Source organism: Candidatus Enterococcus huntleyi (assembly GCF_009933175.1).
Classification (GTDB): Bacteria; Bacillota; Bacilli; order Lactobacillales; family Enterococcaceae; genus Enterococcus_K; species Enterococcus_K huntleyi.
Genome location: NZ_MAEJ01000016.1, coordinates 20,841 through 39,761 on the forward strand (window position 1 = coordinate 20,841; position 18,921 = coordinate 39,761).

An 18,921-nucleotide genomic window follows, 5' to 3' on the forward strand; every position below is an offset into this window, starting at 1 on the left:
TAACTAATTCTTAAATCGAAAAAATGGAAAAAAGTAAGTATACTTACTTTTTCGCCCTATTTACGTTTGAAGAATTTTGACGCTTATTTGATGCATAATAAGCTGAATACCCGAAAAAATTAAGTATACTTAATTTTTTCGGGTCTAATTTTGGACTTTCAATTTATTTTTCCTCAAAAAATAGAAAAACCACCTTTTCATTAAAAATAAAAAAAAATTTCGAGAACGATATTTTTACTCTTCTTTCCGTAGATAATTCATTCAAAACTAAATTCAGACGTGTTATATAACTTTACAAATCGAAAAGAGACACCCAAAAATCTGAAGGTGTCTCTTTCCATTAAACTAGTTACTCCCGTCTTATCTTCGACGCAAATAACGATATTCAAAAATCAAATTATCATTATTTTCTTCCATCCATTCTTCCATCAAGAGTTGTAAGGTAACTTTCTCTTCTTGGAAGTCTGGGTCATCAATCAAGTTGGATAATTCACCTGGATCTTTCGCCAAATCATACAACTCATCAATATCCCCAGCGTTAAAGACATATTTCCAATGCTGGTAACGTAACATCCGTTGGGAAAACAGAATGCTTCCAATCCCTGAACACTCGGTCACATTAACTTCTCTTAACTGTTGTTTTTCCCCTGTCAGAATCGGTAAGAATGATGCGCCATCTCGCTCGTTGTCAGTCACACCAGCCGCATCCAAGATGGTCGAATAAATATCACAACTATTGACTAGCGCGGCCGTTCGATTCTGCGTTTGTTGGTGCGCTTGTTTCACTAGTAATGGAATGTTACAGATTTCCTCATACATAAAAATCGCCTTATCGCATAAGCCATTATGAATCCCTAGCGACTCACCATGATCTGAACTAAAGATGATCAACGTATTTTCATATAACTCATTTTCCTTCAGGAAATCAAGCAAGCGACCAATTTGATAATCGATATGGCTCATATTCGCATAATAATGGCGGATGTAAGGTACAAATTGCGCCCAGCTAGGATCATTCGCCCGTTTCACATCATGAATTCTGGGCTTATTCGGACTATCTCCTTGATAATTTTTCCAAGGCGGAATCTCCATGTCGCGATATTGATCCAAAAATTCAGTCGGTGCATAATAAGGCTCATGCGGTCCCCAGAAATTCAACTGCAAATACCAGGGTTCTTCATTCTTAGAAAAATCCGAAATGATTTCTTTACTACGTTCGACTAAATAATGCTCAATCGTTGTCTCTAGCCCACTGGTTATTTCTCCTGCTTGATGGCTCGTGTAGTTCCCAGAAAGTATATTTTCAATTTTGACTTCCCTATTCTGACTCGCCAAATACTCTTTGAATTGCGGATAAATATAACCGCCAAAACCATGACCAGGAAAATCATCGCCTGTGTAACCAACTTTTGTCGGCACAGAAAGTTTTTCTGCCTCTAGCTCAGCAAAGCCGATATTGCCCATATATTTCTGGATATACGAATCATCCCTCACCGCCTGTGCCCCAGTGCCCAGATGCCACTTGCCGGTATAGCCAATTTGATACTGTTCTTTTTCTAAGCGACGGCTCAATAACTCAGGGGAATCAGGCAATTCCTGCACCATATTCCCATAATTATATGAGTTCGTTAACATGCCATGATGCATCGGAAATAAGCCTGTCTGCAACGAAGCTCGGGCCGGCGTACATATCGGACAGGTCGTATACGCATCATCAAACACCATACTTTGGCTCGCCAAGGCATCTAACACCGGTGTCTGACACAAACCTTCCTCATCATACACCGAAAGCGTATCTTTTCTTTGCTGATCCGTTAAAATAAATAAAATATTCGATCTATTTGGTTCTTTTTCTGTTCTGCTCATCACTCAATGAATACTCCTTCCATCGCATTTCTCAGCAATTTTTAGCCTCAACTTCTATTCCTACGCCCTCTATTTTGTTGGACTCTATTCCGCTATTTTTTAATCAGCAAAGTAGCAAGTCAGCAGTTCACCAATCTGTTCTTTGCTAGAAAAGACATTCCCACACTCTTTTTCCATGACTGCTGCTAACGCGTAAGAAACTTCTTCAAAAACTTCCTCTTCTGTCTTCGCTTCAGGTTTATCCGCCCAAACTGGGAAGCAGACACCTGGAAGTTGTTCAGAATAACCGTCTAAATCAATGACTTGGTCTTGCGCAAATCGAGTAGGATTCCACTCATTTCGAATCTTTTCGTATGTTGGATAGGTATAGCCAGCATTCTCGCCTAACACATAGTAGAAGAAATTATCATTATAATTAATCACCGTGTAGCCCTTTTCTAAGAAAGTCGAAACGGTCGCCATATTCTTGTTCCATCGTGTCCAATAAGTAATTTCCACCTTATCAGATAAGCAGACATGTTCTTCTCTATTGACCCGGAAAAAACCATCATTCCAAACTCTTGGTACAAATCCTAACTGACTAATTTTTTCAGCAACTTGATTCACATACGTAATAAAGGCATCGATTGCTTGCCCTTTTTGTCCATATAACTCTTTCGCATAGGCTGTCAAATCAGGATAGGCATCAATCTCATCGAAATCAACAAATTCATCCGCACCAATATGGAAATAGGTACTTCCTTTAAATAGCTCCGCGTACTCCTCATAGATTTTCCAGATGTAGGCCACGGCTTCCGGCTTATCAATCGACAAGGCAGCCGGATTCAATTCAATCGTACCATCTGCTAGTTTTTTGCGTAATTGCCACTCAGGATGGTTTGCTAAAATTTGTTTCAAGTGACCCGGACTATCAAAGTCTGGAATTATTTCGATTCCAGATAAGTTTGCATAAACAATCAGCTCTCGCACCTCAGCTTTGGTTAAGTAGTGGCTAGAAACAATTTCTGGATAAGTTTCTGATTCAATCCGAAAGCCAATATCTTCGGAAAAATGCAACTGTAGATAGTTAAATTGAAATAAGCCTAAAACATCTATAAATTTCATCAGCGTTTCTTTTGAGTAAAATTTCCGCCCCATATCAACCATAAAAATACGCTCTTCTTGGCTATAAGAAAGTGCCATATGTCCTTCTGCTAAACTGCCACAGAACAAGCGAATTAAGGCATGTGATAGTCCAAATTGTAGTTCTGCCATTGACCCAGCATTAATTACTAATTTATCGCCAGACTGAATATCAATCTGATTCTTCTGTTTATCCTGGTGAAGCTGTAAATGAATGGTCGCCGATTGTTCATTCAAAGTAATCGGTGCTTCTTTTTTGAACAAACGTCTAATACTCTGCTGTGCCTGTTTTGCCACTAACAATACTGCTTTTTCAGAAACACTAATTTGAGGATTTTCCATAAATTTAGTCATTTTTTCCGCCTTCTTTTATTTTAATTTTTGCTTCTAACATATAATGGTCTGATAATTCATTTTTGATGACATCTACTGCTAACACATCTATATTATTTGAGACCATGATATTATCGATACTAAAGCTTTTCATGGTAGCATCTTCTTTATGAAAGGTATCCAGCCAATGATTATCGTGCCCATTCACTAGGTTATACTCGCCAACAAACTGCTGCCATTCTTCTTTATCCTGATCCATATTAAAATCACCCATAATTACCCGGTATTCCCCACCAAAATCCGCTACTTCTGCTAACAGTTCTTCGACTTGTGCGCTTCTTATCTCAGCCGACTCAAAAGACAGGTGGGTATTACAAACTGTCAGTACCTGGTTATTACCTAGGTAAAAATTCGCTAATTGAGCTGTCCGCGGTTCTAAGCCATAGGTGGAATAACGTAATTCTTTATAAGCAAACGGTCGTACCTTACCTACTAATCCATTGCCATATTCTCCTGATTCTAAGGGCATCGCCGCACTAAACTGACTATATGAGTAAGTTGATCCAGCAATCGCCTCAATCATCGACAAAGGATTTCTCTGGGTATACTCATCAACCTCTTGCAGACCGACAAACTCAGCTCCTCGTTCAGCAATAAACTGTTGTAAATCTACAACTGATGAAAAATTTGCGGCTGCAATATTAAATGTCGCAACACTGAATTCTCGTTCTATCAATTCTTGTCCCTTATGTTGTTTCATAAGTAAGCTCCTTAAATAATTTTTCCAGCCGCATGTAGTGCCAATAATCTGGCAAGTAACCACGAATAACAGAAACTAAATAAAATACCCAGGGCAATCGACCCAAGCCCGTAAGTGAAAAATCCTAAAGCTAACACCAGGAAATTTAAGTTTCGAATCGTGGCTGCAATCGGTAGCTTCGGCTGTTTCTTATGAATAATCAGAGCAACTACATCCATCCCAACCGTTGAGGAATTCTCCGAAATACAACAATAATACCCCAACGAAATAAGTACGCACGAAAGAATAAAATCGATCGGTAAATTAATCACTAGTTGAATATTCCAATGATAAAATAGCGTGAAGAAAAATAGATAAGAAAAACTGCTGATGATTGATTTCAAGAAACTCTCTTTGCCCAAAAAGAACAGACAGGCCACCAATAATATGCCCGTCAACCCATTCGTTAAGTACGTCATATCTGTCAATAACCACTTATTCAGGACCATCGCTAAGCTTGTCACGCCACCGTTAATCACCTTATGCGGCACCATCCATTTGGCGTAAGCAAAGCCTAGCAGAACATTTCCGAAAATAATTTTACTCACTGAAAATAGAGTGGAAGAACGAGCAACTTTCCCTCTCGCTATATCCACTATATTCACAAAGTCATCGGCAGTCGTTTGCTTGATTGGCTGATTATCCACAGGCTCATTTTGAGTTGGTATTTCTTTTATTGCTTGAGACATACTTTTCCCAACTTCTAGGTCTTCATTGTCCACAGCCCGTTGTTGTTCCTCATTTGTTTTAATCGCTTTGTCCACTTTTCCACCTCTAATTCATCCACACTTTTCTGCTGAATAATAGACTAGACTTGTTTCTAGATTTTTTTCTTTATGCAAAATAATCCGTCGATAGCCACGATCGAATTCACCATACACGTTGTAACCACCAATCAACCCATAATTTAAACCAACGCCTAGCCATTCCGCTATAAAATTATTGTCGTGGTCATGCCCACAAAATACAGATTTACGAATATTTTTCTCTAATAAAGCAGCAAAAAAGCCACTATTAATTTCAGAGCAACAAATTTCTTCTCGGCATTCACCAGTAATCAGTTGTTTTGATGCTTCATTGTATTCAACAAGCGGAATATGCAGAAAAATAAGTGCTTCTTCGCCTTTACCATTCTCCTTGCAAGTCTGGTTAAACCAAGTAATTTGTTCAGGATACAAATAGGCATAATAGTTATCTGCATTTTTATCCTTCAAGCCAAGCGATGCCTGATTTTCAATATAATCACCCGAATCGATGATAAATAGCTGTTTAACAATCCGTTCGCCTGTAGCATCATAAATATCGATGCTCTCTGATTTCCGATTTCTAACAACCTGTTCATTCTCTGGCATCACGCGATTGACTAAGCAGTTTTCCATCGCACGAAGCTGAGCTCGGCTAATCTTGCCATGTTCAGAATCATGATTGCCATAGGTCACAGTTACTGGAATCGGACATGTATTCAATAAGTTAATCAACCGTTGATAAGCTTTTTCTGGCTGATATTCGCCATAACACCAGACTTGATCTCCTGTTAGCACCAATAAATCAGCATCCATCGTCGCCAAACAAGCAGTCAATTCTTGATACGTCCGCTCTGTCTCCTCATTCGCCGGATAGCCTAAATGTAAATCCGTAAATTGAGCAATCGTAAACGTTCCATCTTCTCGACACTTCAACATGTTTCTTTGACTTCCTTTCACTTAGCGGTTGATTGAGCGAGCCATAATTTGCATCGTGTGCTTCATTCCACGGATAGCCAGCGATAATTCAAAGATATTCTCAGCTGGCGCAACGCCACTATAGCCGGCATCACCGATATGTTGGATATCCACGCCGCACATTTTATTGTATAAAGCAATTTGGCGGATTGTATCCACCGTGGCACTCTCTTGACTTGTACCAATTGCTGACATCGTTAATAGTCCTAATTTTTTAGCCATCTTGACTGCGGTTTTCATTTCTATTTGATCAAAACCAGGCACTGTTCCCACAGCTGGCAGCAAGAGAATATCTGCTCCCGCCTCAGCGAATGTTTGAATAGCCTCTTCAGTTATAATCGGCTCATCCACGCCCGCACTGTGCATTTTCCCAGCAATAATTAAGCCATTATAATGCTGTTTCCCGACACGAATTGCTTCACCAATCTCCTGATTTGTCACACCTGTTCCTGGATTTCCTGTGAGGCAAATGAAATCAACGCCTAATTGTTCTGCCGCTGCAAATGTCTCAGCTGTGCTTTTACGTCCATCAGAAATAACGACTTTTTCACCCAATGTTTCTTGACTCTCAACCACCGGCTCCAAATTCACACCAATTACACGACCAGTTAATTCTTTTAACTCTTGAATCGGATTTCGGGTATTAGACGAAGGATCCGCCCACATCGAAAATGCTTCTTGCAAACCAACTCCAGGAAGCCCAATCACGACCGGATTTAAGCAATCAAATAAATTCAATAACAACATATCTGCCCCAAAAGCCGCTGCTAATTCAGCATTGGTTGTACTATCTGTTACGGGTGCCTGCACGCAGACATTCTCGCTCACAATCACTCGTCCATCACTTGCTTTAATCGCCTCGAATAACTCATCTCGCGTCATTTTTCTAATCTCTGATGCCGTCGCACTAATTAATCTTTTAACCATTATTCAGCCCTCATCTCTGCTTTAATTACTATTTCTTTGGTCAATAATTCTTACCTGTTAATAATTGAAATCGCTTCAATTATCGCGCACTCTTGACTAGTTCTCACTATGTTTTTTTGGCAATTCATAGTTTGTCGCTTTAGAAACTGACCTTTAGACTTGTCTAGTGATAAGAGCTTTAGCCACAACCTTTACCTATAACCACGGCTTTTACGGTCCAACCTAGTCAGAGATTCCTCTATACTCCTTCGGTGATACCCCATACATTTTCTTAAACATTTTGGAAAAATACGTGCTATTGTTGTAGCCAATTTCATCCGCAATTTCATTGATATTTTTTTCTGAGTGTAGCAGTAAATTTTGGGCTTTTTCCATCCGAAACTGATTCAAAAATTGAGAAAAGCTTCGCTTGGTTTCTTTTTTAAATAACTGACCTAAGTACATCACATTCAAATGTAATTCATCTGATACGCGTTTTAGAGTCAATTCTTTTTGATAATCTTTTTCAATAATAGCTAAAACATTTTGAACATTGCTGCTATACATTTTTGGCTCTTTTTGTTCATCAATGACTTTTACCAAGAGCTTTTCAAGTTCATTGACTGTGATTGCCTGATTAATCTTTTGAATAGTTGCTAAGTAATCCTCATCATCCAACTGGCCAAATTGGCGATAGATATCCATAAATAACAGAAAGGCAATGTGCCGCACATCCTCAGGAGAAATCCCCAACGATAAGACATCGGAAAAGATTTTCCTTACGGCTTCTTTCAAGGTAGCTGGTTTATTCAATGTCACTAAGCGGTTAAACTCCGACAAATCAATCAGCGACTCGGCATTAACTTCTTCTTGCGCTACTAATATATGGGTCGTATTTACCCCATAAAATTGATGCAGTTGATAACTTTGGCGTACTTTTCGATACATCTCAGGAATATCTTCTGTTTCGACAACCGGTTGGCTCAAACTCATTACCCAATCACTATCTTCAAAAAGTTCTTCAGCAAAATGAGTAAATTCATCGACGTTTTCTTTCCCTTGATAAATTAACACGAAGAAAACTAACTCCCCCAGATTACGGAAATAATAGAACTCTTGTCGGTTTGTTTCCAACCATCGGCTGACTTGTTTGCGATACACTCGTGGAAACTGACCAGATATGACTCGCCAAGGGGCCACAGATTGCTCCATTAAGGTCTGAATTTCTTCTTCTTCCCGTTCATCTAGCTCTTCGTTGACCCATTGTGTCAGTAAAAATTCTCGATAGGTTTCCTGCTGATTCTTTTGCTCCTCACGCTCTTCCAGACGTTCTTTGACCTTCTCCAAACTCTCAATTAATTCAACCTTATTGACTGGTTTCATCAAATAGTTGACCGCTCCTAATTGTAGTCCACTCTTTAAATACTCAAACTCCTGGTACCCGGATAAAATCATAAATTCAAACTCATAGCGTTGATTTTGAGCAGCTTCAATAAATTCTAAGCCACTCATCTCAGGCATCGTGACATCCGTGATAACTAAATCAATCGCCTTCTCTTCAAGAATCGAAAGAGCATCCTTGGCATTTTCAGCGGTAGCAACCACTTCAAACCCATAATTTTGCCAAGGAATAATCTTTGACAGACCCATTAAGATCATATACTCATCATCAACCAACAACACTCTATACATCTTTACCCACACCCTTTTCAAAAGAAATCTGAATAACTAAACCACCGTCAACATTATTTGAAAGGACCATTTTGTAGGAAGCCCCAAAATACGCGCGCAATCGTTCATTGACATTCTGTAGACCAATCGAGTGATACAATTGAATTTTTGGATAGTTCAAACGTTTTTCAATTTCTGCTAATTTTTCTGTTGGGATTCCTCGTCCATTGTCTCGAATTAGAATTTGAACGAGATTGCCGACCGTCTCTGCCTTGATACTAATTGCATTATCCGTTCGGGTAAAATCAATGCCATGAACAAAATAATTTTCAACTAATGGCTGAATAATAAACTTCGGCACCTGCAAGTTTTCTAACTCCGGAGCAACTGTAAAATGATAAGCAATTCGTTTTGGATAACGCATTTGATACAAATAGACATACTTTTCACAAAAATCTAACTCGGCTTTCAGCTGTGTTGTTTTCTCTTGATTGGTGTTATTTCTCAGCAAAGCAGAAAAGGCGTAGACCACTTCCGCCAGCTCTTCACTGCCCTCACTAATCGCATACATCCGAATATACTCCAGCGTATTGTAGAGAAAGTGAGGATTAATTTGCGACTGTAAGGCTCGCATGTGCGCATCCTGCTGCTTAATTTCCAGCTTATAAATATCCTCCACATACTGATTAATACTCTTCAGCATATGATTGATCCCATCCGACAATTCTTTCAGCTCATATTCGGTCTTTTCTGTATCAATCCGAACATCCAGATTCCCCTCCGACGCCTTTTCCATCGTATTCATAACCATCGTTAACTGTGTCGAATACTTCGTAAAAGTCCGCGACAAACTGTAAATCAAGATGCCATCCAACAAGATACCTCCGATGATTAGAAAGAAAATATCCTTCGCAGTTTTTCGCAAAATCATCTGTTTATCTAAGGTTGCTAAGATTCGGTATTCGCCATTTAGTTGTTGATACTCCACCAGATAATCATCATAAAATTCCGAGACCGGTACCCGAGAATTCACTTCCAGCGAATGCGTCAGTGTCTTCTCCTGCCATTCAACATGACTTTTAGGCATGCCCGCATCATGGTACGTATATAAGCGATTATTTGTCGACGAAACCATGTATACGGATAAACCTTCAAATGAAGATAACGTACTCAAACTATTCTCTAAGCCTTCCTTTTCAAAGCCGATGAAGATACTCCCTTTTTCATCACTATTCAGCAGAATGGGAGACTTTATATAAAAGCCATTATCTAATTTTGGGGTTCCTTTATAGATTCTTCCTCCTTTATCTTCCGTCGTTGATTGAAAATAATCTGGAGTATTCTTTAATATAATGTAAATCGATGTGACCTCAGAATATTCTGCATAGATGCCTTGAATTTGGTCAGTAAACGAGACATAATCAGGACTCTTGTCTTGATTATCGTAGACAAAATTAAAATAGTCAGGAATTGATAACGTCAAATAGGAAGTCACATTCTGAATTTTTTCAGGACTTCCTACGAGTTGATCTTTAATTAAGCGATTGACCGTCGTTCGGTCGCTAGGCATACGCATTGTATTTTGCAACGCATCTTTAACGACTGCATTGGCCAAATTATAATTTTGAAAATACGTATTTACACTAATCCCAATAATAGCAATAGTAATAAATGAAACTAAAATGAATGCGTACTTTCGCAACAGACGATTGAGCAGCGTGCCAGTAGAAAATAAAACTTTAAACTGCTTAATCATGAGTCTCTAACCGTTCATCAATTAAGTTGCGCCATGTTTGCGTAGAATAGTAATTCCACAACTGGATCGCAGCAAATGTACCAAATAAAATTAAGCCTTTGTATTTCCAAGTAAACCAAAGAATGACGGCTCCTCCGATTACGATCTTCAAGAAATTTGTAAAGCTCGACAAAGTAGAGATAAAGGCTAATTTTACAACATTTTTTGCTGAGATCTCGTACTGACTGTCTAATAATAAAGTGTACTGATAGGTTGCATAGGTATACAACAAGGCAAAAAGTAAAATAAAATCAATCACTAAGAAAGTTAGACCTTTAATTTGGACAGAAAGGTAAAGATTATACGCTAATACAGTAAAAATTCCGCCATAGAACCAGAAAAAGCCATTTCCCCGTTTAAAATTCGCTTTAAATAGACGCCAACCCTCTTTAAAAGTAATATCCTTATATTCAAATTCATGCGTTGCGAATAATTCATTGACCGTTTTCAATGCTGGCCCAACACCTGCGATGAATAATCCCGCTGCGCTATATAACCAAAAAAAGAGATTCAGTTTAATGATTACCCAAATGCGAATAAAAAATGCTTCTAGTGCTTTGCCTATCATAATTCTTACCACCTTTTTCATTGTTAACTTTATTATACAAAGAACGGCGAAAGTTTAACACCTCTACGCCGTCCTTCAATTTATTTAGCTGTGTTTATTTACTTTCCTTTAAAAACGCATCATATTGTGATTGCATTTCTTTAAGAACTTTATCATAACCAGCATTTTTCAATGCTTCATTTAATTTAGGTAATGTTTCATCTGGATCAACAGTCCCTGTGTTCAAGCCATCTAGATATTGGCTCATGACATTAGATAAGTTACTTACTTCTGCTTTAACAGAATCTGTATTAAAACTAAATCCTAAAATTGGAGAAGTTTCCGCAGCAGCAATTGATTCATCACGTGTTTTAATCATATCATCAGTTACAGTATCTTGTGTATAAAGAATGGCATTATTCCCAGTATTCCAAGCTGCCATGTGCATATTAGGTTGGTAGCCATCTAACAATTTGATTTTGCCATCTTGTCCATCAATTTTTTCCCAAGCTTCGCCTTCAATACCATAAATCAAACCATTTAATAATTCAGGATCACTATTTAATAAACCTAAAAATTCAACTGCTTTTTCTTTATTTTTCGAAGTGTTTGAAACAACAAAGTTCGCCATTTGTGCTTGTGCTGTTGATTTCAAAGGTACAGTAATTGGTTTAGAAACAAGCTCTTGATTTGCCGCATTCGTTAAAATAGTATCGCCATAATCGAAAGGACCTTGTGTTTCGCCACGGACGAACCATGTGTTTCCTTCAAGCGGGTAGTCTCTATTACTTGTCGCTGCATCGGCAGGAATCAAGCCTTGTTTATACCAGCTATGCAATGTTTTTAATGTTTTAACATAAGAATCTGTATCATATTGATTCACAATTTTCGTTTTGTCGCCATTTAATTCAACAGCAAATGGCAGACCATCGCCTAATGGATAATCGAAATTACTTTTCGCTCTGAATCCTTGACCGATAGCGAAAGCTGCAATATTTGGTTCTTTTTCATGGAATTCTTTTAATACTGCTTCAGCATCCTCATAAGAACTAATCCCATCAATAGAAAGATTGTATTTATCCAAGTATTGTTTGTTAAAAGTTAACATTTGTTGCGCAAATACATTCCCATTAACAGGAAATGCATATAACTTACCGTTAACTAAATTCCCTTTAATATAGGCTTCATCTAACTGATCATATGCATCTTTTGCATATTTAGGTGCCAATTCAGTTAAGTCCGCAAAAGCTCCCTTTTGGGCATTCGCAACATAATTATTGGCATAAGCAATATCATAATTTTCTCCAGAAGAGACAATGACACTCATTTTTTTCTCATAATCACCGAAGCCGATGTAATTGATATTGACTGTCGCACCAATTTTTTCCTCAATACGTTTATTTGCAACTTTCATTAAATCATCATAATTCTCTGGTTTATCCCCTATTTGGTACATTTGTAAAGTTGTCCCATCCTCAGAACCCTTACTTGAATCTTTATCTTTCGAAGTACCACATGCAACCAACGACCCTAATAGTAAAGTTGACAGGCCTGTTAAAGCGAGTGTTTTCCACAATTTCATTTGTTTCATCCTCCTAAAAATTTTTTATTCTTTCACGCCACCAATTGTTAATCCTTTGACAAAATGCTTTTGGAAGAAAGGATAACTAATTGCAATTGGTAGAGTGGAGATAACAACAATAGCCATACGTGCTGATTCACCTGGTACTGACGCTAGGCCGCCTGCTAATTGACTTCCAGCGCCTGCATTTTGTGTCAAGTACTCGATATTATTTTGAATTTTCACTAGTAAATATTGTAGTGGAACTAAGTTATCATTTTGAATATAAAGTAGCGCATTAAACCAGTCATTCCAGTAACCTAAGGCGGCGAACAAACTAATCGTCGCAATCCCTGGCACTGCTAACGGTAAGACAATTTGAATAAAGATTCGTATTTCACTAGCACCATCAATTCTCGCTGATTCAATAATTGAATCAGAAACTGAACGTTTAAAGAACGTGCGCATCACGATAATATTGAAGGGACTGACAGCCATCGGCAAAATCAAGGCCCAAATCGTATCTTTCAATTGTAATAAGTTGGTCATCACTAAGTAATTAGCCACCATCCCTGGTGAAAATAACATAGTAATCAAACAAAAGACAGTGAAAAAACGACGGAACGGAAAATTTGAACGAGAAATAGCATAGGCATACAATGAAGTCGCCGTACTATTAATTAATGTCCCTACCACCGTCACAATAATCGTTACAAATAATGCTTGGAAAATTTTATCCTGCATTTGACTAAACAAGTAAGTGTAACCAAAACTACTAAATTCTGACGGCCAAAAACTGTAGCCATTCGTCGTCAATGAAGTTTCACTGGTTACTGAAATCACCGCCACAAAGATAAATGGCAAAATACAAGAGAGTGCGAATAATGCAATCACTATATTTAAGACAAAGTTCACTGGTTTATTGAAGGAGCGAACTTGAACTTGTGCAACTTTTTTCTTTTTCATCGTATCTCTCCCTCTCTAAAATAGTGCAGATTCGCTGTCGTAACGACGTGCGATTGCATTGGTAATCATTAATAAGACGAAACCAACTACTGATTGATATAACCCAGCAGCTGCGGTCATCCCGAAGTCTCCGGTAGCTGTTAAGCCATTGAAGATATAGGTATCCAAGACCTGTGTTACTTCATATAAAGATCCTGAATTTCGTGGCACATTATAGAATAGTCCAAAGTCTGCTCTAAAAATATTTCCGACAGCTAGAATTGTTAAAATAGACATCAACGGAATCAACTGTGGAATGGTTACATTTTTAATCTGTTGCCATTTCGTTGCACCATCGACCATCGCGGCCTCATAATACGTTGGGTCAATCCCCATGACAGAAGCAAAGTAAATGATACTATTGTAGCCAATCCCTTTCCATGTACCAATCAGTACGAGGATGAATGGCCAGAATTTCGGATCATTGTACCAGTTAATCGCAGTGCCCCCATTTCCAACAATCCAATTGTTTAAAATCCCTCTATCAGGACTCAAGAAGGCATATACGAAATAGCCAATAATAACCCATGATAAGAAGTAAGGCAGTAACGACATTGTTTGATACACTTTAACCAGACGTTTATTTCGCAACTCACTCATGATTATCGCGAAAACTACAGAAATAATAAGATTCAGTAAAATGAAGGTTACATTATATAGCACTGTATTTTTCGTGATCAAAAATGCTTGATCAGAAGAGAATAAAAACTTAAAGTTCTCAAAGCCAACCCAAGGGCTCTCTCTTAAACTTGCTAAAAATCCATCTGGTGAAATGTGGAAATTCTTAAATGCCACCACATTCGCGAATACTGGAATATAGAAGAAGAAAATCATCCAAATCATTCCTGGTATCGCCATAAAAATAAGTGCTTTAAACCGCCAGACATTACTAAGAAAACGCCCGATACCCTTTTTCTTATTCATCATCAAACCCCTTTCTATAAAGCTAAAAAACTTACACCCATAGTTTAGCGCTTTCAATCGATAATAAGAATAAACAAAATATAGGTAACTCAGAACAAACTATAGTTTTTTCACAAAAAAATAGGACAGATCCTGAATTCAGAACTGTCATCGTAAATATTATTTTTTCTCAGTTACAGACCTTGCAGATCATTTGTATAGAAATGATTATTTCATGCGACTTTAATTCTTTTAAGCAGCAGTCACTGAGTTTTAGTAGTAGACGAAAAAAGTTTATAGTGCTAGCAGATATATCATACACATTTCAATCCACTAGCTCTATACAGAGCTAGACCCGAAACACCTGAAGGCATTGATTACAACGATCCTATTTCAATCCACTAGCTCTATACAGAGCTAGACACTAACTGATCTTGAATGGTTATTAGGCGCTGATATTTCAATCCACTAGCTCTATACAGAGCTAGACGGTAACATCCACAAGTTATGCTGATTTGAAGACTAATTTCAATCCACTAGCTCTATACAGAGCTAGACCGGACATGAAAGTGCTAAGCCATTTGAAAAACAAATTTCAATCCACTAGCTCTATACAGAGCTAGACCCTTTGGTGCTATCTACTACTACGGGATTAAAATTATTTCAATCCACTAGCTCTATACAGAGCTAGACTATGGACAAAAGAACAGATAGAAGAATATAAGGAAATTTCAATCCACTAGCTCTATACAGAGCTAGACGGCTATCAAAGAAAAGAATGCTAAGGCAGAGTATATTTCAATCCACTAGCTCTATACAGAGCTAGACCGAAACAAATGAGCCGATAATGACTTTTACATTAATTTCAATCCACTAGCTCTATACAGAGCTAGACTCTAATGTGTGGTTGTCTCTTGTAACTTTCCCGCTTATTTCAATCCACTAGCTCTATACAGAGCTAGACATACTATTCTGCGGAACAAGTAGAATTGTTTTTAATTTCAATCCACTAGCTCTATACAGAGCTAGACATGATTCTGGAGATGAAAAAGCAAAGCCCTTTATCATTTCAATCCACTAGCTCTATACAGAGCTAGACGCCCAAAACATAAAAAAGGATGAAGGCTAGCATAAATTTCAATCCACTAGCTCTATACAGAGCTAGACAAGACACCGATTATTAACCCACAAGTAAGTAGCATTTCAATCCACTAGCTCTATACAGAGCTAGACCTTCTTCTATGTCTTCTTCTGTCGCATCATCCGATTTCAATCCACTAGCTCTATACAGAGCTAGACGTTTCAAGCAGAAATTCTTCAAAGTTCCTTCCAGTACATTTCAATCCACTAGCTCTATACAGAGCTAGACATACAATTCGGCGATGGATCTGCGTGAATGCCGATTTCAATCCACTAGCTCTATACAGAGCTAGACCAAAAGGCTTGTGCTTTTTTGCTACTCTTCATCCTCATTTCAATCCACTAGCTCTATACAGAGCTAGACGTTAATACAAATCTTGCTTCAAATGAAATTAGAATTTCAATCCACTAGCTCTATACAGAGCTAGACAAGTGTTCGGCTCACACCCTCAAGTGGTCCCCTGTATTTCAATCCACTAGCTCTATACAGAGCTAGACCTTTGTTTTCCAGCCCTCAAATTCATTAGTAGAAGGGATTTCAATCCACTAGCTCTATACAGAGCTAGACGCGTACTACGGCATCTTGCAAAATATCGAGTACATTTCAATCCACTAGCTCTATACAGAGCTAGACAGAGCAATTCTAATACTTCTCGTAATTCCGGCTTTAAATTTCAATCCACTAGCTCTATACAGAGCTAGACAAAATCGGAAGCCTATTGATCGTATTAAACAGATTATTTCAATCCACTAGCTCTATACAGAGCTAGACGCAGATAAACCTACACGAAAAACTGATTTTACATTTCAATCCACTAGCTCTATACAGAGCTAGACGACGAGCGACTGAACAATATCACATCATCTGAGATATTTCAATCCACTAGCTCTATACAGAGCTAGACAATTGCCGACAAGTATCGTTTTAAAAATCGACGGATTTCAATCCACTAGTTCTATACAGAGCTAGACTGATAGCTGTAGCCCAATTCGTCAGCAATTTCTTATTTCAATCCACTAGCTCTATACAGAGCTAGACATTAGTACGGCGCGATAGTCGGGATAGTGCTGTAAATTTCAATCCACTAGCTCTATACAGAGCTAGACTTAGAATCTGAAACTATACGCCCTATCTATTTGAATTTCAATCCACTAGCTCTATACAGAGCTAGACAGTCCTTAGACACGAGCTAGTTCATGCACTCTTGTATATTTCAATCCACTAGCTCTATACAGAGCTAGACTCCATAATGGCTTTTAACGGCACGCCCATCTCAGCTAATTTCAATCCACTAGCTCTATACAGAGCTAGACATCGTACAACAATGTCAATGCTAGTGCAAATTTATTTCAATCCACTAGCTCTATACAGAGCTAGACGCTATGCAGTAGTAGAAGAAGGTGTATTATCTTTTATTTCAATCCACTAGCTCTATACAGAGCTAGACCAGGAGCGGTAAAACGTAAATTCAAGATTGATATTGATTTCAATCCACTAGCTCTATACAGAGCTAGACATGTATGAGTACATTCTAAGCAAATGGCAATTCGTATTTCAATCCACTAGCTCTATACAGAGCTAGACACAGACGACCATGAATATATACATGCACGTAACTATTTCAATCCACTAGCTCTATACAGAGCTAGACATGTTATCAAGCAACGGGCGTGCTATTTGTCTAGCCATTTCAATCCACTAGCTCTATACAGAGCTAGACCTAAAGCTTGGGTATCTTCATTATCCTCAGATACAATTTCAATCCACTAGCTCTATACAGAGCTAGACATATTGAAAAGGAGTAGAGCGTTATGATTACAGCTATTTCAATCCACTAGCTCTATACAGAGCTAGACGAGTAGTTCAAGATGCCGTATTAAAAAAATATCAAATTTCAATCCACTAGCTCTATACAGAGCTAGACATATTAAAGAGTTTCTCTTGCCGAACGAAACAGTTATTTCAATCCACTAGCTCTATACAGAGCTAGACAACGGAGGTGAGATCGTGGCTAAAGGGAAATACCAAATTTCAATCCACTAGCTCTATACAGAGCTAGACAATTATCGTTCCGAATGGTCCTAATACAGCTGACATTTCAATCCACTAGCTCTATACAGAGCTAGACACGTTCGTGAATGGCGCTCTCATACAGGTAAATTATTTCAATCCACTAGCTCTATACAGAGCTAGACACATGGTGGCACAGGCAGCAGACACCGCGGCAACATTTCAATCCACTAGCTCTATACAGAGCTAGACCATGAACTTGCTTCTGCTGCAATTGAAATCATGGGAATTTCAATCCACTAGCTCTATACAGAGCTAGACACAGTATTCAATAACTTGTATCTACACACTTCAACTATTTCAATCCACTAGCTCTATACAGAGCTAGACACATGTTATCAGAAAAAATTCAAAATATGATTGGTATTTCAATCCACTAGCTCTATACAGAGCTAGACTTAAAACATCCGAGGTAGTTATGGTCAAAGTATTATTTCAATCCACTAGCTCTATACAGAGCTAGATAGAAGAAGGATTGAAAATCCTACATACAGCGCATAATTTCAATCCACTAGCTCTATACAGAGCTAGACGGGATATTGCCAAAGGATGGAATAATGTGACAATTATTTCAATCCACTAGCTCTATACAGAGCTAGACGGTAGCCAAAAAGGTTAGGTATATCGATATTTGTAGATTTCAATCCACTAGCTCTATACAGAGCTAGACGAGTTCGAACCAAGAAATTTGGCACATTAAATTTGAATTTCAATCCACTAGCTCTATACAGAGCTAGACAGGACAACAAACATAACTTTGATGGCAAAGATAAATTTCAATCCACTAGCTCTATACAGAGCTAGACACAGAGCTTTTCAGAATTATACACTGCACTATTTATTTCAATCCACTAGCTCTATACAGAGCTAGACTATCAATTGTGGCTAGAAAAGACTGGCCAAGTCATTTCAATCCACTAGCTCTATACAGAGCTAGACAGTATTCAGAGTTGATGAAAATGACGATTTGATTATTTCAATCCACTAGCTCTATACAGAGCTAGACGATTGACGGTTTTTCCATTGATTTTCAAAGTACCTTATTTCAATCCACTAGCTCTATACAGAGCTAGACTATAATGGCCAAGAAGAAAGTTGAAAAGGTAGAAATTTCAATCCACTAGCTCTATACAGAGCTAGACACTCTAAAGTATGTTCTAGCGCTACCATGCTCACAATTTCAATCCACTAGCTCTATACAGAGCTAGACTCTTGTCTGTGAGTCAATTCATGTATCGCTGTACGATTTCAATCCACTAGCTCTATACAGAGCTAGACGAAACCCTATTCGGCATGAGAGGTAAGCTACTAAAAATTTCAATCCACTAGCTCTATACAGAGCTAGACCTTGTTTAACAACAAAAACCAAAAGGAAAGAGGGTATTTCAATCCACTAGCTCTATACAGAGCTAGACAACGATTGCAAGGACTCGGAAACGTCCTCAATCATTTCAATCCACTAGCTCTATACAGAGCTAGAC

Annotated in this window: 12 protein-coding genes and 1 CRISPR repeat array (1 of these 13 cut by a window edge); all 12 genes read right to left on the reverse strand. The window is 38.2% G+C overall.

All coding sequences use genetic code 11. From position 1 onward, the window contains the following. Positions 1 to 360: 360 nt before the first annotated feature. The 12 genes from BAU15_RS10115 to BAU15_RS10170 all read right to left on the reverse strand — a co-directional run bounded on the left by BAU15_RS10115 (position 361) and on the right by BAU15_RS10170 (position 14,250). On the reverse strand, positions 361 to 1,866 hold the full coding sequence (locus BAU15_RS10115; protein ID WP_161842670.1) for a sulfatase-like hydrolase/transferase: 1,506 nt from the start codon (positions 1,864 to 1,866) through the stop codon (positions 361 to 363). 99 nt (positions 1,867 to 1,965) lie between these two features. Next, positions 1,966 to 3,342: a family 20 glycosylhydrolase gene (locus tag BAU15_RS10120; RefSeq protein ID WP_161842639.1), complete on the reverse strand. Its 1,377-nt coding sequence runs from the start codon at positions 3,340 to 3,342 to the stop codon at positions 1,966 to 1,968. After that, positions 3,335 to 4,081, reverse strand: coding sequence for an endonuclease/exonuclease/phosphatase family protein (locus tag BAU15_RS10125; RefSeq protein ID WP_161842640.1), 747 nt, complete (start codon positions 4,079 to 4,081; stop codon positions 3,335 to 3,337). Before BAU15_RS10125 ends, BAU15_RS10120 begins: the two co-directional genes overlap by 8 nt. A gap of 11 nt (positions 4,082 to 4,092) precedes the next feature. Continuing rightward, complete coding sequence (locus tag BAU15_RS10130) at positions 4,093 to 4,884, reverse strand: YitT family protein (RefSeq protein WP_237580176.1); 792 nt, start codon at positions 4,882 to 4,884, stop codon at positions 4,093 to 4,095. A gap of 15 nt (positions 4,885 to 4,899) precedes the next feature. Beyond that, positions 4,900 to 5,802, reverse strand: coding sequence for a metallophosphoesterase (locus BAU15_RS10135; protein WP_161842641.1), 903 nt, complete (start codon positions 5,800 to 5,802; stop codon positions 4,900 to 4,902). A 21-nt stretch (positions 5,803 to 5,823) separates the two neighbouring features. Beyond that, the gene (locus BAU15_RS10140) at positions 5,824 to 6,768 is read right to left on the reverse strand and encodes a DUF7916 family protein (protein ID WP_161842642.1); all 945 of its coding nucleotides are present in this window, start codon (positions 6,766 to 6,768) and stop codon (positions 5,824 to 5,826) included. Between the two features lie 222 nt (positions 6,769 to 6,990). Then, complete coding sequence (locus BAU15_RS10145) at positions 6,991 to 8,439, reverse strand: response regulator transcription factor (protein WP_161842643.1); 1,449 nt, start codon at positions 8,437 to 8,439, stop codon at positions 6,991 to 6,993. Next, positions 8,432 to 10,171 (reverse strand): sensor histidine kinase, encoded by a 1,740-nt coding sequence (locus tag BAU15_RS10150; protein ID WP_161842672.1) that lies wholly within the window; start codon positions 10,169 to 10,171, stop codon positions 8,432 to 8,434. Before BAU15_RS10150 ends, BAU15_RS10145 begins: the two co-directional genes overlap by 8 nt. Next, on the reverse strand, positions 10,167 to 10,781 hold the full coding sequence (locus BAU15_RS10155) for a YesL family protein (protein WP_161842644.1): 615 nt from the start codon (positions 10,779 to 10,781) through the stop codon (positions 10,167 to 10,169). The genes BAU15_RS10150 and BAU15_RS10155 overlap by 5 nt, the downstream gene beginning before the upstream one ends. A 94-nt stretch (positions 10,782 to 10,875) precedes the next feature. Then, complete coding sequence (locus tag BAU15_RS10160) at positions 10,876 to 12,342, reverse strand: ABC transporter substrate-binding protein (RefSeq protein WP_161842645.1); 1,467 nt, start codon at positions 12,340 to 12,342, stop codon at positions 10,876 to 10,878. Between the two features lie 24 nt (positions 12,343 to 12,366). Beyond that, positions 12,367 to 13,287 (reverse strand): carbohydrate ABC transporter permease, encoded by a 921-nt coding sequence (locus BAU15_RS10165; protein ID WP_161842646.1) that lies wholly within the window; start codon positions 13,285 to 13,287, stop codon positions 12,367 to 12,369. 15 nt (positions 13,288 to 13,302) lie between these two features. Further along, on the reverse strand, positions 13,303 to 14,250 hold the full coding sequence (locus tag BAU15_RS10170) for an ABC transporter permease (protein ID WP_161842647.1): 948 nt from the start codon (positions 14,248 to 14,250) through the stop codon (positions 13,303 to 13,305). Between the two features lie 301 nt (positions 14,251 to 14,551). Further along, a CRISPR array of direct repeats spans positions 14,552 to 18,921; the repeat unit is 33 nt; unit sequence ATTTCAATCCACTAGCTCTATACAGAGCTAGAC (it continues 1,216 nt past the right edge of the window).

What these genes read in the sequence shown, in the direction of transcription:
- BAU15_RS10115 (WP_161842670.1), bottom strand. Translation starts at nt 1,866, where the DNA reads ATGAGCAGAACAGAAAAAGAACCAAATAGATCGAATATTTTATTTATT.
- BAU15_RS10120 (WP_161842639.1), bottom strand. Translation starts at nt 3,342, where the DNA reads ATGACTAAATTTATGGAAAATCCTCAAATTAGTGTTTCTGAAAAAGCA.
- BAU15_RS10125 (WP_161842640.1), bottom strand. Translation starts at nt 4,081, where the DNA reads ATGAAACAACATAAGGGACAAGAATTGATAGAACGAGAATTCAGTGTT.
- BAU15_RS10135 (WP_161842641.1), bottom strand. Translation starts at nt 5,802, where the DNA reads ATGTTGAAGTGTCGAGAAGATGGAACGTTTACGATTGCTCAATTTACG.
- BAU15_RS10140 (WP_161842642.1), bottom strand. Translation starts at nt 6,768, where the DNA reads ATGGTTAAAAGATTAATTAGTGCGACGGCATCAGAGATTAGAAAAATG.
- BAU15_RS10145 (WP_161842643.1), bottom strand. Translation starts at nt 8,439, where the DNA reads ATGTATAGAGTGTTGTTGGTTGATGATGAGTATATGATCTTAATGGGT.
- BAU15_RS10155 (WP_161842644.1), bottom strand. Translation starts at nt 10,781, where the DNA reads ATGATAGGCAAAGCACTAGAAGCATTTTTTATTCGCATTTGGGTAATC.
- BAU15_RS10160 (WP_161842645.1), bottom strand. Translation starts at nt 12,342, where the DNA reads ATGAAATTGTGGAAAACACTCGCTTTAACAGGCCTGTCAACTTTACTA.
- BAU15_RS10165 (WP_161842646.1), bottom strand. Translation starts at nt 13,287, where the DNA reads ATGAAAAAGAAAAAAGTTGCACAAGTTCAAGTTCGCTCCTTCAATAAA.
- BAU15_RS10170 (WP_161842647.1), bottom strand. Translation starts at nt 14,250, where the DNA reads ATGAATAAGAAAAAGGGTATCGGGCGTTTTCTTAGTAATGTCTGGCGG.